The 14,202-nt window shown below is 41.5% G+C and carries 16 protein-coding genes and 1 riboswitch; of the genes, 4 read left to right on the plus strand and 12 right to left on the minus strand.

The features are described 5' to 3' along the window. Positions 1 to 37: 37 nt before the first annotated feature. From thiE to AC6F33_RS10370, 8 genes are all read right to left on the minus strand, one after another. Positions 38 to 694: a thiamine phosphate synthase gene (gene thiE / locus AC6F33_RS10335; protein WP_255745316.1), complete on the minus strand. Its 657-nt coding sequence runs from the start codon at positions 692 to 694 to the stop codon at positions 38 to 40. Continuing rightward, positions 687 to 1,499: a bifunctional hydroxymethylpyrimidine kinase/phosphomethylpyrimidine kinase gene (thiD, locus tag AC6F33_RS10340; protein ID WP_255745317.1), complete on the minus strand. Its 813-nt coding sequence runs from the start codon at positions 1,497 to 1,499 to the stop codon at positions 687 to 689. The genes thiE and thiD overlap by 8 nt, the downstream gene beginning before the upstream one ends. Next, entirely contained in the window at positions 1,496 to 2,308 is an 813-nt protein-coding gene (gene thiM, locus AC6F33_RS10345; RefSeq protein WP_255745319.1) for a hydroxyethylthiazole kinase, read from the minus strand. The genes thiD and thiM overlap by 4 nt, the downstream gene beginning before the upstream one ends. Next, on the minus strand, positions 2,283 to 2,993 hold the full coding sequence (gene tenA / locus AC6F33_RS10350) for a thiaminase II (protein WP_255745321.1): 711 nt from the start codon (positions 2,991 to 2,993) through the stop codon (positions 2,283 to 2,285). The genes thiM and tenA overlap by 26 nt, the downstream gene beginning before the upstream one ends. A 79-nt stretch (positions 2,994 to 3,072) precedes the next feature. Further along, positions 3,073 to 3,171, minus strand: a riboswitch (TPP riboswitch). Between the two features lie 76 nt (positions 3,172 to 3,247). Then, positions 3,248 to 3,475 carry a DUF896 domain-containing protein gene (locus tag AC6F33_RS10355; protein WP_255745323.1) on the minus strand — a complete coding sequence of 76 codons (228 nt, stop codon included), beginning with the start codon at positions 3,473 to 3,475 and terminating at the stop codon, positions 3,248 to 3,250. A gap of 159 nt (positions 3,476 to 3,634) precedes the next feature. Further along, complete coding sequence (locus AC6F33_RS10360) at positions 3,635 to 4,450, minus strand: lipid II flippase Amj family protein (RefSeq protein WP_255745327.1); 816 nt, start codon at positions 4,448 to 4,450, stop codon at positions 3,635 to 3,637. Between the two features lie 43 nt (positions 4,451 to 4,493). Further along, positions 4,494 to 5,000: a hypothetical protein gene (locus AC6F33_RS10365; RefSeq protein WP_500777072.1), complete on the minus strand. Its 507-nt coding sequence runs from the start codon at positions 4,998 to 5,000 to the stop codon at positions 4,494 to 4,496. A 98-nt stretch (positions 5,001 to 5,098) separates the two neighbouring features. Then, the gene (locus AC6F33_RS10370) at positions 5,099 to 6,010 is read right to left on the minus strand and encodes a proline-specific peptidase family protein (protein ID WP_255745330.1); all 912 of its coding nucleotides are present in this window, start codon (positions 6,008 to 6,010) and stop codon (positions 5,099 to 5,101) included. 197 nt (positions 6,011 to 6,207) lie between these two features. Here AC6F33_RS10370 and AC6F33_RS10375 point away from each other — a divergent pair, with 197 nt between their 5' ends. Continuing rightward, the gene (locus AC6F33_RS10375) at positions 6,208 to 7,044 is read left to right on the plus strand and encodes a hypothetical protein (RefSeq protein WP_255745331.1); all 837 of its coding nucleotides are present in this window, start codon (positions 6,208 to 6,210) and stop codon (positions 7,042 to 7,044) included. 86 nt (positions 7,045 to 7,130) lie between these two features. Continuing rightward, positions 7,131 to 7,832: a hypothetical protein gene (locus tag AC6F33_RS10380; protein ID WP_500777073.1), complete on the plus strand. Its 702-nt coding sequence runs from the start codon at positions 7,131 to 7,133 to the stop codon at positions 7,830 to 7,832. Between the two features lie 123 nt (positions 7,833 to 7,955). Here AC6F33_RS10380 and AC6F33_RS10385 read toward each other — a convergent pair whose 3' ends face one another. Together AC6F33_RS10385 and AC6F33_RS10390 are read right to left on the minus strand one after the other, a co-directional pair. Beyond that, positions 7,956 to 8,258: a rhodanese-like domain-containing protein gene (locus AC6F33_RS10385; protein ID WP_255745336.1), complete on the minus strand. Its 303-nt coding sequence runs from the start codon at positions 8,256 to 8,258 to the stop codon at positions 7,956 to 7,958. Positions 8,259 to 8,302: 44 nt separating this feature from the next. Beyond that, complete coding sequence (locus AC6F33_RS10390) at positions 8,303 to 9,595, minus strand: MDR family MFS transporter (RefSeq protein WP_500777074.1); 1,293 nt, start codon at positions 9,593 to 9,595, stop codon at positions 8,303 to 8,305. Positions 9,596 to 9,771: 176 nt separating this feature from the next. Between AC6F33_RS10390 and AC6F33_RS10395 the strand changes: the two genes are divergently transcribed. Then, complete coding sequence (locus AC6F33_RS10395) at positions 9,772 to 10,647, plus strand: DMT family transporter (protein ID WP_255745989.1); 876 nt, start codon at positions 9,772 to 9,774, stop codon at positions 10,645 to 10,647. Positions 10,648 to 10,863: 216 nt separating this feature from the next. After that, positions 10,864 to 12,048, plus strand: a complete 1,185-nt coding sequence (locus tag AC6F33_RS10400; protein WP_255745338.1) for a CDP-glycerol glycerophosphotransferase family protein — start codon at positions 10,864 to 10,866, stop codon at positions 12,046 to 12,048. A 31-nt stretch (positions 12,049 to 12,079) separates the two neighbouring features. On the opposite strand, the gene AC6F33_RS10405 is transcribed toward AC6F33_RS10400, so the two are convergent. Together AC6F33_RS10405 and AC6F33_RS10410 are read right to left on the minus strand one after the other, a co-directional pair. Next, a complete protein-coding gene (locus AC6F33_RS10405; protein ID WP_255745340.1) occupies positions 12,080 to 12,646 on the minus strand; it encodes an NAD(P)H-dependent oxidoreductase in 567 nt (188 codons plus the stop codon). 173 nt (positions 12,647 to 12,819) lie between these two features. Further along, entirely contained in the window at positions 12,820 to 14,070 is a 1,251-nt protein-coding gene (locus AC6F33_RS10410) for a L,D-transpeptidase (protein WP_480948780.1), read from the minus strand. Between the last annotated feature and the right edge of the window lie 132 nt (positions 14,071 to 14,202).

The following is a 14,202-nucleotide window of genomic DNA, read 5'->3' on the forward strand; positions in this document are numbered from 1 at the left end:
AACGAATGCTCTGCTCAAATTGACGCTTCAATTAGAATCAAAACACATTCAATTCCGATAAAAAGCGGTCCACTGCTTTAGCAGGATCGGCACTTTTTGAGATGGCTGATATCACGGCGACTCCTGCTGCACCTGCTGAAAGAATGGTGGGCACATCATCTGGTGTTACACCCCCGATTGCAACCATAGGCAACGGGTAGCCTCCTTTTGTGAGCTCTTTGAACAGTTCACTGCCTACAGGCGACTCCGCGTCGGCTTTTGATTGTGTCGGCTTATAAGGACCGATACCAATATAATCAGCACCGTCGGCGCGTGCACGCTCAGCCTCCTCAAAAGAATGGGCAGAAACACCCAGCCACATATCTGCTCCAATTCTGTCCCGGACTGATTGTGCACCCTCGTCCTTTTGCCCAACATGCACGCCATCGGCTTCAAGCTCCAAGGCCAGTTCCACGTCGTCATCAATAAAAAAAGGAACATGATAATGATCACAGAGCTGACGCGCATCATGAGCAAACGCTATCCGTTTCATTCCTTTCAATGAATGAGGTCCTTTTTCTCGCCATTGATAGCAGCTGATTCCGGATTTCAGTGCTATTTCCAGCGTCGTCAATGGATCATAAAGACCCACATCCTGCGATCCCATGACAAAATATAGCTTTAGTGCTTGATTTAAATGTGAATCATCACTCATTTTTGCCACCGTCCTCCCGTAATGACCAATGCGCAACCGGCCCATGACCATGGCCGATTTCGGGTGCTTGAGCAATTGCACGTGTCAGAAGCTGTTTTGCAGTGCGGATGCTTGCCTCTAAACTATTGCCTTTAGCCAATTCTGCCGTAATTAAAGAGGATAGCGTGCAACCGGTGCCATGGGTATGCGGTGTATGAATGCGCTTTGCTTCAAGCCAAATCGTCTGATCCTTTGTTACAAGACAATCACGTGCCGTATCCGGATTTGCCTCGTCATGGCCGCCTTTCAGCAGCACCGCTTTTGCTCCGCGTTTGATGATTTGTTTTGCTGCATGTTCACGGTCTAAATTCGAATGAATCGTCAGCTCGGACAAGACTTCAGCTTCCGGAGTATTCGGTGTAATTAAATCTGCAAGCGGCAGCAATTTTTGGCTGAGTGTTTCAATGGCTTCAGGAGCGACAAGATAGGCTCCGCCCTTTGCGACCATGACTGGATCAACAACAAGAGGATGCCAGCCATAACGGCAAATCCCCTCTGCAACAATCTCAATCCGTTCTGCATCGACAAGCATGCCTGTTTTAACAGCAGATATGCTAAAATCATCGGCTAATGATTCCATTTGCTGAGCAATTGCTTCAACAGGCAAGGGGTAGACCCCCTGAACACCCTTAGTATTTTGCGCCGTGACCGCCACCACCACCGACATGCCAAACACGTTCCGTTCTTCAAATGTTTTTAAGTCAGCCTGAATGCCTGCTCCTCCACCACTGTCTGTTCCGGCAATTGTTACTACCTGCGGTCTCATGAATGCATCACTTCTTCAAAAGCGGCATAGTGAAGAATTTTATCTTCGTTTAACAAATACAGTTCATCCATTAATTGCTGACGGAACGAGCCGGGGCCGACACATTTTTCACCGGCGAGTTGACCCGCAATTGCGTAGTTAATTGAGGCGGCAACCGATGCCTCTAGATAATCTGACGAAACGGCAGCATAGGCAGCTTGAATAACACCATTTAAACAGCCTGAACCGGTCATATAGGGAAACAGCGGATGACCGTTTTGTATACAATACGTCTGTTGCCCATCTGTGATTGTATCTACAGCTCCAGATACCGCTACAACGGTGGACCATTTGCTTGCAACGCGTTCTGCTATCGCCAATAGATCACCATCCCCTTCACCGGCATCGACCCCTTTTGCTCCCCACTTTTCACCGGCAAGTGCGGCGATTTCTCCAGCATTACCGCGGATAATTGCAATGTCCAGCTCAGTTAGCAGCTTTTGTACCGTTTGAAGTCTAAAATCAGTTGCACCGGCTCCAACCGGATCAAGAACGACAGGAACACCCGCCTGATTTGCGGCATGTCCGGAAAGAAGCATACTCTTAATGGAGTACGGAGTGAGGTTCCCTATATTCAGTTCGAGAGCTCCGCTGATTGATGCAATCGATTCTACTTCTTCATGGGCTTCGGCCATGATCGGCGATGCACCAACGGCAAGGGCACCGTTTGCTGAATCATTAATAGCCACACGGTTGGTAATAACATGTAATAAAGGTTTTTGTTCTCTTACTTTCTGCATCAAATCAATGAATCGCTGAATTGAGATCATTGGCACGTTCCTCCCCTTCTTGTTTCAACCAATCATTTAACGATGCACCCATTTCCCAGAATTTAAGTTCATAGTAGCTGCTTTGCATGAAAATATGAATCATATCATGACGTTCGGACTCCGTTGCATTCTTACTTACCTCATCCCATAGTTCCCGCTCAATGCCTACATTTTTTTCTATGTCCTCACTGCTATATTCAGCAATCCATTCTTGAAAAATCTTTGCCTGTGGTCGTGCATCTTTTAATTGCAGTCCGATTTCATAGTAGAGCCAAGGGCAAGGCATCAATGCGGCAAGCGTATACCCTAACTTTCCTTTGCTTACCACATGATAGAGATGGCTGATATAGGCGTAAGCATCTGGAGCAGGCTGAAACGCCCTCCATTCCTGGTCACTGATTCCAAGTTTCTGAAATACACTTTGATGAAGCTGCAGTTCTCCTTCAGCCAAACCCAGTCCGATTTTAAGCAGCTTTGCAACACTTTGTGCATCATCCGTCTGTGCTGCTGCCCTACCGTGAAGCTTGGCAAACTCGCGCACATAGTACGCATCTTGTTTGATGTAAAAGCGAAATTGATCAGAAGCTAACGTTCCATTCTTAATCCCCTGCACAAACGGATGATTGAAACTCCTATTCCATAAATCATCGCTAAACTTTCTTGCAGCATTTGAGATACCCTCCATACCATCACACTCCTTAATAAAGACAAAATTAAAACCGCTTTCGTAATGAAAGCGGTTGATCACCCTGAGTGAAAAGCTGGATTTCGATCAGCCACTTCCCTACGCCGGCATCACCCGGATCAGGTTCAAAGGGTCTTGACGAAGTCAATCTCAGCTTAACGCTCCCCTAGTGGATCACTTATTTAATTGATTTTATCATAGCATAAGCGCTTACATCATTCAAAGAATAACGTCCGAAAATTAAACACGGGTGCTTACTCTTGATCAAATGATTCACGCAACGCTCTCGCTTTTTTCGGTGTGATGTCCTTTCCTTTTGGATCAACCACCTTAATTTGAGAAAGTTGCTTTTTAAACCGTTGACGAAAATTTTTCAAATACTGTTGCCGAAGCTCCGTCTGTCGTTTTTTTTCTTGTATGGTTAACGGCCTCTCTCTTGAGAGACGCGCCAGTTGATTAATTTCGTCGATCAATGCACTCATTTTTCCGTGAGCCACTCCTTTTTAAATCTCTTGTAGCATTATCGCATACCTGTCGACACGATTTCAAACCATTTATTATTAAATCTTAGACACTACTTTTTAATGATTTTGATCATCTGCACTTTTCTATCTATTTTTACCTGTTTGTTTCGAATTCAGTTACATTAACCTCGCAAACCAGGCGACATAGTATGCGGCCGGAATAAAGATTGCCTGAGCTGCCAAGGTTCCAATCAATTTTGAACTGATCATCGTCAATGAATAGCTTTTTAAATAGATGTATCTGCTCTCTTTCTTAGCAACGCGATCAGCCAGTACAGAAGCTTTAGGATCAATAAACAAAGTGAGCAAAATGGTTGCAATGCCGTTAATAATTCCTGAAGACAGAACTGCTGCCTGCCCGTAATCTTTAGGAACGAGTAATGACGCATATAAAGAGGCAAGAATACCTACCGAATAGACAGCTGTGATCACAACATTAATGACAAAAAGTCGTTTCGGGATTGTTTGATAAGTGATCCCTTTTAAATCTTTAAAATGAGGCAGACGTACATAACTAATGAGTCTCTTCATGCCTTTGACATTGCTCCACTTCGCAAACAATGAGACGATCGATCCTCTTTCATTTGCCAACTGAATAATTGCTCGGGAAAAGACACCGATAAATGTCGGAAACAGAACAATCCCTAATATGACACCAATAGAGACAACAATGAGGAGAATACGATATTGTTCCTCGATAAACATCAGCTTTGTTGCAGCCGGCGCATCAGCAATTAGCTTTGCCGTGAGCGGTTGTTGAAACATAGTTGAAAACCGGGAAATCAGAACGATCGTGCTGAAGAGTGAAATGGCAGTCGCCATCAGTTTAACTCGTACGCCAGAAATTCGTATCGAGTAAGCAAGCGTTTCGATCATTGTAACCACAAGTAAAAGCAGTGCGATAATCATCAGTCTGCCGGTGATAAGAGACATACAGGTCGCTCCTTAAGAAACACAAAATTATGCATTAATCATGTCACTGGTTCAACCATTTGACAACTTGTTTATTGATTTTTTTTTGTAATGCTTGGGCGGCCGCCTGTCGGTTGTTGACATTCAGCACTTGATCCGCGTACTCTTTTGGAAACATTTCCTTAATTGAGTCTGTGTATTTGCTGCCGTCTTCAGCCTCTTTATAACCAACAGCTTTATAACCGCCCTCTACTTTTTTTAATTTGAGTCGTACAGGAACTGAGCCGCCGCTTAAACTTTCAGTCTTTGTATCTCGATTGAATCCCTCATAAAGATAGTAGAGGTAAACGTCGATGATTCCGCTATCTTTTTTTCTCGCTCCGTATAGTTTATGTGCTTCAAATTGCTGCTCGGTTTTTTCAAAAAGCGTTTTGTTATGAGCTAGGATGTAATCTGATATAACTTGATCCATCGGTTTTGTTACCTTCACAGGTTTGCCTTGATCGGAACAGCCGGTAATTAATAAACTGCTGACGAGAAAAAAAATGAACCAATTGATTTTCTTTTTCACGTTTTCTCCTCCTTTTGGAAAATAATAACATAAAAACATTGCATATGTTGCAAAAAAATTGATCCGCCCTTTTACTGGCGGATCAAAATGTTTATCTCTCAATCATGAAAATGATCGTTCTCAACATCTTTAATAAAGGTGGCGAGATGATCGAAATAAACCGGGGCGTTATCAATCATATGATGGTGTCCGCCTTCTGGTGTAGTCGCAAGTCGTGCATGCGGAATCGTTTTCGCCATGCGCCTTGCAGCTGCCAGCGGCATTGTTTCATGTTCGCCAAACGTAATTAGCGTTGGCACGGTAATGTTCTTCAATTGATCACGTACATCCCATTCCTTTAGCTTCCCGGTAACAACAAATTCATTGTCTCCTTGGAACGCGTTATAGACAGGAACCGCCATCGTTGGGGACAGATGCGAAATGGCCTTCGGCTGCTTGCGATCAACGTAGCCGTCGTTTAAAATATCCACATAGCTTTGATAACGATCATTATCGTAGTCATTAGTTGCTTCACACTGTTTCATAAAAGCAACTGCGTCTGCAGGCAGCGTGTCCTCGCGGATTTTATTGATATTGGCAACATATTCATCGATATTATCCGTCATGGAGGAAATGATGGCTCCTTTTAAGTGCTTACCGTATTTCAACGCGTACATTTGGACAAGCGCGCCACCCCAGCTCTGACCAATCAAATAGAAATGATCCAATCCCAATTTTTGCCGTACCTCTTCAACTTCATCAAGAAAATAGTCATAGGTTAAATACTTCTCAGCAATCTTAGGATTCGAGTAATCCGGTTGATCCGAATACAAGGAGCCAAGCTGATCGTACATATGAACCTGAATGCTCAACCCTTGCTCTGCAAGCTTCTCTGCAAAATTTTCATAGTACTCATGATTGCCGCCTGGTCCTCCATGCAAACAGAGTAAATGAATATCGCCGCTTCCTTGGGTATTGGTCCATAAATGGTAACCATTGTCGAGCGTTATAATTGTTGTTCCTTTTTTCATCAAATCACCTGATTTTTCCATTAATGATTTTATAATAGCATAATAGCACGAATAGACTTGATAAGCTAAAATTCCTTATTTTTCATTTCGACACGTTCTCTGGCAAACAATAATCAATTTTATTATTTTCAAGATTTGAATCCATTGTTTTTAACTTATCCATTTAGGGAATTAATTAAAGGAAAGAAGGGATAAACATGAAAAAGCTGACGTTTATTGCTGCATTCCTGCTCACAGTTTCATTGATAGCCGGTTGTACGCAAGACACTGGAGACGGAAGTGCATCAGTGCATCAATCTTCATCAAGTCAGGCAGACAGTTCTTCGTCAAAAGCAAGCAGCAGCTCTAGTGTGCAAGATAACGCGAACAGCAGCACCGCGACGAAAAATAAACCAGAAAAAAAGCAAGTATCCGAGAAAACAGGCACACTGCAAAAGACGATAATGGACGTTAAATCTCTATTAAAAGGTCAGGCCCAACCGCTCCTTCCGCAAAAATTGCCAATTGAAAATGGAAGCTATATTTCAGCTGTCGTGAAAAATCAAGCAAGTGGGTATACGGTCACATTTAAACAAACCAGCACCCCTTTAAAGGTCAATGATAAGAGACTGTCAACTGCAAAAACAATCGCAGTGATTACTAGACACACCTATTCAAATGAGGCTCAAGCTGCCAAACAGATGACGTATCATAAATATGGAAGTTCTGATGGTGAAGCTGTTCCTCTCGGACATCAGATTACAGGGTATGCCGATGCTGGGGCAGGCACTGCAGGAATCTCTTGGAATGAAGGACGATGGACACTTGCATCTTTATCGCCGACTTCTGAATCCGCAAAAGGAGAACAATTAGCGCGGTCTATCGTTGACTATTTAGAAGTTCATTCTCTGCCTGTTCCTCATCAATACGGCAGAGTTCAGACATATACAGATAATCGCCAGAGTATGATCCGATGGCAAGATCGAAGCTCAATTTATGAACTAACCGGCAACGATCCATTGGCGCTTCTAGCAATTGCCGTATCAATGAAATAATCATGAATTTCTAAAAGATGACCTACTGCTTCCTTGCAGCTATAATTGGTTTATCTTGCCTAATATGATCTTGGAGGCTGCCACTCATGGCTGTTGACGATTTATATGAAGAAAAGTTGAGAAACCTAAGATGTGATTTTGAACAGAACAAACCGCAATCTATTCTGGATCGAATCCGCATGCTGCCCAGCAGCAGAACCCTTATTGAAAACAACGGGTTCGCATTGCTGATGGCTGTCATCGCCGATCAATCGGTAAAGTCAGAAATCGCTTGGAATCTTCCTAATAATTTAAGTAAGCGAATTGGTGCTGATCACTTCAATCCGCAATGGATGATTGAAAATAACTCAGCCGTCCAAAGCGCTATTGCTCAAAAACCGGCTTTGCATCGCTTTCCGAAGAAAATTTCTGATTATATCTTATCTTTATCGTTTGTCATTAATGACCACTATCATTCAGCAGACCAGCTGCTGCATCATTCATCAGATTATCGCACATTTGTTGCGGCGATTAAAGAGGTATCCGGAATTAGTGATAAAAAGGCAAATTTCTTATTTTTGATTCTTTCTCTCGATTTTGATTATCCGTTTATTAACAAGGAGCAGAGTGAAGCTTTGTTCGACTCGCATTTGGAAAAATGGCTCACCGCTTATTCTAATCGAAAAATTAGCAAAACGGAGGCAAACCGAATCTGCAGAGAGGTTTCTCCGGATAATCCCGCATTGCTCTGCCCCTATCTATGGAAGTTACATCGAAACGAACAAAGACGGCTCACAAATTCAAAGTGAATTTGAGCCGTCTTTATATTATGGCTTGTACTCATTTATAAAATGAAAAGTTACAACTAGTGATTTAACCGGATAACGATTTTTTTAGCTAGTCAATCGGTTAGCTGAATTTTTCTGGATCAATTAATAGGTAACTTGGCCATCCCAAGCGACCATTCCGCCGATCATATTTTTCACGTTATAGCCGTTTGCGGATAGCAGCTCAGCAGCAAACGCACTTCTCACACCTGCATGACAAACGAGAACATGTTCTTTCGTTTTATCAATTTGATTCATCCGCGACTGAATAATGTTAACCGATATATTAACTGCGCCGGGAATGTGCCCCTCATTAAATTCATCAGGTTCGCGTACATCAATGATGCTGGCGATTTTACCTTGTAAGCGCAATTGTTCCACTTTCTCAGCAGTGATTTCATTATACATTATATAGTCCTCCCAATCGTTCATTTATTCATTAGCACTTAATTTTACATTTCAGCATTTTTTGGTTCAACCCGCCGCGAAATAGTCCGTTTATCAACACCTGACAAAATGCCCATGTAAAGTACGGTTCCGGTAAGTCCAATAACAGTGATGATCAGTGCTGTTGCAAAGGTTGATAAATAGGTGCCAATCATGATTGTTGCAGACGCGATCAGCATAGCAAGATTATATTTCAAACCGTTAATAGCCATATATATGCTCCGTGCATTTTCCGGCGGAATGGCCGCGGCATAGGATTGTTCTACCGGCACTCGAAAGACTTCGCCTACTGTTAGGATAAGCATGAATGTGACCAAAAGCCAAATATTATCCGTGTAGGCAAGCACGCCATAACCAATCGAAAAAAGTGCACAGCTGCCAATTAATGCTGTTTTATCATTCAGACGTTTACTCACACCCGACACAAATAACATGAGCAGTGCAACAAGTATCGTATTTTCACTGCGTAAAAAGCCAAGCATCGTTAATCCGTTGACCCTCCAGAAAAGAAATGACTGTGTCGGCATCTCCTCACTTAGACGAATTCCGATATAATTGGTCAGCTGCAGTTCCATTGAAAAAACGAGAACTCCGGCAATGACAAAAACGATGAAAAGCCGGTCCTGAAATACCCTGTGATAGCTGGAAAAAATATGTAATAGATGCTTATTTAACGACATTTGACTAGATTGATGATGAACATGGCTCTCTTGAATAAAGAACGCAACGAGAAAAACAACCCCTAGTTCCACAATACACAGAGCAACAAAGAGTTCGAATAAATAGTGCTGGAACAGTAAAGCGCCTAGAATTCCGCCAATGGCAATGGACAAATTGTTCGCCCAATACGTAATTGAATACATCAATTTACGCTGCTCCGGTGTGCTGACGTCGATCAGCATCGCATCATTAGCCGGTCCGGCAAGTCCCCAAGAAATGCTATTAACAATCATCATCATGAAGGTAAGTCCTGCCGATTCAAAAAAAGGTGAATTACTGACCATCATAACGGCAAATGCTGCAAAACGAGCGCATTCTGCATAAAACATTACTTTTTTTCGACCGAATTGATCCGATAAATAACCACCAATGAACGAATTTGTGATACCAATAAAAATGTTAATGAGCAACAATAAACCCGTCGTTTTTGCACCAAAATGTTGTGCTAAATATATGGTCATAAAAGGAAAAATCATCCCGCCTACAAACCGGCTGGTAAATGTTTCAATGATTCTTATTTTAATATTTTTGTGGAAGTCACGGAATCGCAAATTATGCCTCTTTTCTCTTAGATGCATGGTTTGTATTGATCATACTGTTCATTTTTAGAAAATGTGCATCAGGTCAACCAGTATACCATTACTTGATATTTTTTGTAACAAAAACTCAATGGTTTGCTAAATTTTTATGATAGAATCAATTTATGCATCTTTTGTCCAAACATCAAGAACGGAAGTGATTTTTTTTGGAAACAATGAACCGCAAGTACCTATATATTATTCTTTTCTTTGCCGCTTTCTCGCTTTCTACATCAGCTATTTTCGTAAAATTATCTGACGCCCCGTCGACGATTATTGCCGGTTATCGCATGCTTATCTCAACAGTCGTACTTTTGCCCTTTCTCCTATTCAATAAATCAAATCGCTCAGCATTACGAAAACTGTCCAAAAAGCAATGGTCTCTCGGCATGCTTTCCGGATTCTTTCTTGCTGCTCACTATGCCCTGTGGTTTGAATCGCTCAGATTCACTTCTGTCGCAAGCTCAACTGTGCTTGTCACCCTGCAGCCTTTGTTCGCTTTTATCGGAGGCTATTTTCTTTTCGGGGAAAAACTAACTCGCCAATCACTATTTGGTGGGCTTCTAGCGATCACAGGCAGTGTAATCATTGGTTGGCAAGACTTTCAGATAAGCGGTGTCGCTCTTTTCGGTGACTTACTCGCATTTATTGCCGCCGGATTGATTACCGGATACTTTTTTCTCGGCCAAGAACTTCGCAAAAAACTGTCCCTGCTTCCCTATGCGATTATTGGCTATGGCAGCAGTGCACTCTTTCTCTTCACTTATTCCGTGATCAGTGGATTCTCACTTACTGACTATTCTGCAAACAATTGGTTATGGTTTGTATGTCTCGCTCTCATTTCAACTATTCTCGGACAGACAATTTTCAATTGGCTGCTGAGATGGCTCAGCACATCTACAATATCTATGAGTATCGTTGGCGAACCGGTTGGAACCTGTATCCTTGCTTACTTCTTCTTAAGGCAAAGCGTCACCTTGCAGCAAGCCATTGGCATCACCACCATACTTGCAGGTATCGCGATCTTTCTAATGAAAAAGAAGCAGGCATAAATTTAATAAATGTTATTTTTATCTAACTACTGTCACTTTATAAACTGCCCGTATTGCTGAAAATTCCTCGTTTAATCCCTTTTCCGATTAACTTTTTCACAGCTTAAAAATCAATCATCATGAGCAATCTGATTGACCTGAGTTCCTCGTAATGCCCATACTGAATTAAAACGAATATCTATTATCTGCAATCCTAAAAGGACGGAATCCAAAACGATGCTTGCCAAAAAATCATTTTTATCACGTAGAAAAGGGTTCTTACGCTACTTGCCGGCTATGCTCTTGGCGGTACTGCTGAAGCCATTATTCTTCATTTACTTTAAAAAGAAAAAAATCGTGTTGATTGGCGGACATTGTGGTGAAAAATACGCGGATAACGCAGCCGCATTACATCGCTTTCTAATCAAAAATCACCCGGAGTACACGGTTTACTTTGGTTTGACTGATCGTAATGATACGCTTATGCGTACCATCGGAGGACCGACTTATCAGTTGGGTTCTGTATGGAATTATCTTCTTTATGGCTATGCCGTCATCTGCTATTATTCGCATTCACTTGAGTCTGATGTAGCTCCGGAGATTGATTTCACTCCTTTCGCCCGTACAAAATTGATTAAAGTGTATTTAGGGCACGGAATCGATGGTCTAAAACGTAACCTGTTTATTTTCGATACCCGACACAGTAATTATTTTGTCTGCTCCTCAAAGCAGGAAAAACTGATCAAGAAAAATGAATGGGGAATTCCGGAAAATAAGTTAATCGTCACAGGACTGCCGAGATACGATGAACTGTATCTCAAACATGATCAACCATCGACACGGACTATTCTTTACATGCCGACGTGGAGAGAATGGTTGAATGCCGATCAAAGCTTTTTCTTCAGCGATTTCTATAAACATGTGTCTGCATTGCTAAATAACCAACTGTTAGAACAAACGCTGCTGCACTACGGCTATCACTTAAAAGTTATGCTGCATCCTTTCCTCCATTCTGTATTTAAAAAGTTTATGGAGCAAAATCATCGTCTTCATTCCGTGTATTTTTGCAATCCTGATGAAGAGATTCAGAAATTGATACTCAGAAGTGATGTGCTGATCACTGATTATTCCAGTGTCTCATGGGACTTCTACTACTTGGACAAGCCTGTGCTCTTCTATCAATTCGATCAATCCGAGTATTTGGAAAAACGGGGATCCTACTTGGATTTTTCAAAGGATCTGTTTGGCAGTGTCACGTATAACGCTGACGATACAGTAAAAATGCTGGGTGAAATCCTCTCACTCAGCAAACACTCAGATTATTATCAAAACAAGGTCAATCAGAAAAACCATTTTGATTTTTATGATACAAACAATTGCCAACGTGTCGTTCAGCAAACCTTGCCAAATCTTAGAACATAAGAAAGGAACAGTGATTTTTCACCGATCGAGTTTACCCTTTGAAAATTTGGATCAAGTGCTTTTTAAGCTGGTCCGCATAGACTGATGCGTTGGGATTCTTTATAACATCATGAAAAGATATACTTGGCAATTTCGTTAAGCCAACGAAATCTTGAGTATCATGAAATGCTGAGAGCGCGTCATCGACAGTGCGACCATTAAAAAATGTCCCTGGTGTATCAAATACATCGTTCGGTGCATTCCATGTCGTGGATACGGAATAGCTTTTGCCTTTCAGCAAACCGCCTCTTCCATATTCGAATGTGCTGGAGTAGAAAACACCATAAGTGTAAACATCTTCGATATACCGCTTCAAGACAGCAGGAGCAGCAAACCAATAAATCGGAAATTGAAAAAGAATAAAGTCGGCCTTCTTCCATTTATTCTCTTCTTCGTTTACATCATATCCGTCCGCAACAGTAGTTGCCAGTATAGTGAATCCCTTATCCTTCAAATAACCGGCAGCAGTGTCTGAAAGAAACGTGTTTAAGTCACCTTTTGCAACATCATTGTAACGAGTGTCCATACCATTAATAATGAGCACAGTCTGATTTGACAAGATATGTTCCCCCTAACCGTGTCGTTGTAACCATTTTATTATCTCTCTATTGACTAATTCAGTAAAGCGCTATCATCTCTTAAAAAGGATGTTATGCAGAACATAAGCAAAATGAAACAGAGACCGCCTCATCAAAAAGATAGATTGATGAGACAGTCTCTTCAGATTCAAGATTAATAGATAATTACCGGCTCGTTTTGTTCGAGATTATCATAGACGGTTTTCATTACGGACGGAGGTGTATTGACACAGCCGCCTGATCCCTGTGTTAAGTATGCATCCTTTTTCCAGTTTCTTCTCCAGCTGGCATCATGAAAGCCACAACCGCTGAGTGTAAACGGTGCCCAATAGTCAACTTTTACCGAATAATGTGCGTTGCCGGCTTCGCTTCCTTCCAAAGTAGAAGGAGATTCTTTGTACATGACGTACCAAAGACCCTTTGGTGTATCTTCATTTGTATCATGTCGACCGGTCACTACATCTGTAGTAATGACGAGTTTGCCATTTTTATAGATCCATATTTTTTGTTCGGCAATAGATACTTCTGCATAGCTTGTTCCAATTCCGTTATTCGTCGTGTTATGGTAACCGATGCCGTAGGTGCTGTACCCAACACCATAGACATTGTAGGCTTTCAGTGACGTTGTTCCATTTTCAAACGCCTTCTGAATCCGGTCGGTTTCTTTACTTACGTTCAGCGCCCATCCATAGGATTGGCCCTGAACAGAGATAATTTTGCCTGTATGCGTCTTAAATTGAAATTTCTTATTTAAGGTCGATTGATTATTATTGATTTCTTCGATCTTATTTTTCAGCTCACTTGGATCAATCGTCACTTTCATCTTTGATGTTGCTTTTGCATTTTTGATCAACTCACTTGCATTTAAAGCGTAGACTTTATTTTGAACCGAATAATTTACACTCTGATTCATGAGCGACTTAAGTACTTTAGTTTCATCTTTAACTATTTTGCTATCTTCCTTAATTGGGTGCAGACGCGATAACGTTAGATGGATTTCACTGTTATACTCCTGTTTGTCATAATCGCTCATGATTTTTTCTATATCATATTGCTCGCCGGCTTCACTTTTAGATACCTTTAGATCACCATCTTCTATGTAAGCATAGGCGTCTTTAGGTGCTTTCAATTTTTTATTTAATTGTTTTAGCCGGTCTTCCACTTGTTTCTTCAGTGTGCTTGATCGATAATCGTCTTTTTCTGCTGGATTTAGTGCATAATTATTTGTCTTGAATGATGGTACCCATGTCTGTTGCTTTTTAAAAACTCGATTTACGGCTGATAAATCTTGTTTCGTAAATTTAGCTACTGTGTTCTTACCGTTGATGATCTTCTCATCTCCAATAAAGACATCATTTTTTAGGGTTTGCGAAGCCAATTTACTCACTACCTGTTCGGGCTTCAGATGTCCGACTTTGACACCATTTATCGTTACATTCGCATTAAAATGTGTCGCCTGATAGTAACCCATAATTCCAAAAACTAATGCCGCGATAATCACGACACTGCTACTTATAATAATGACATTACGCTTCAG

The organism is Sporolactobacillus sp. BBK16-2 (genome assembly GCF_059878335.1).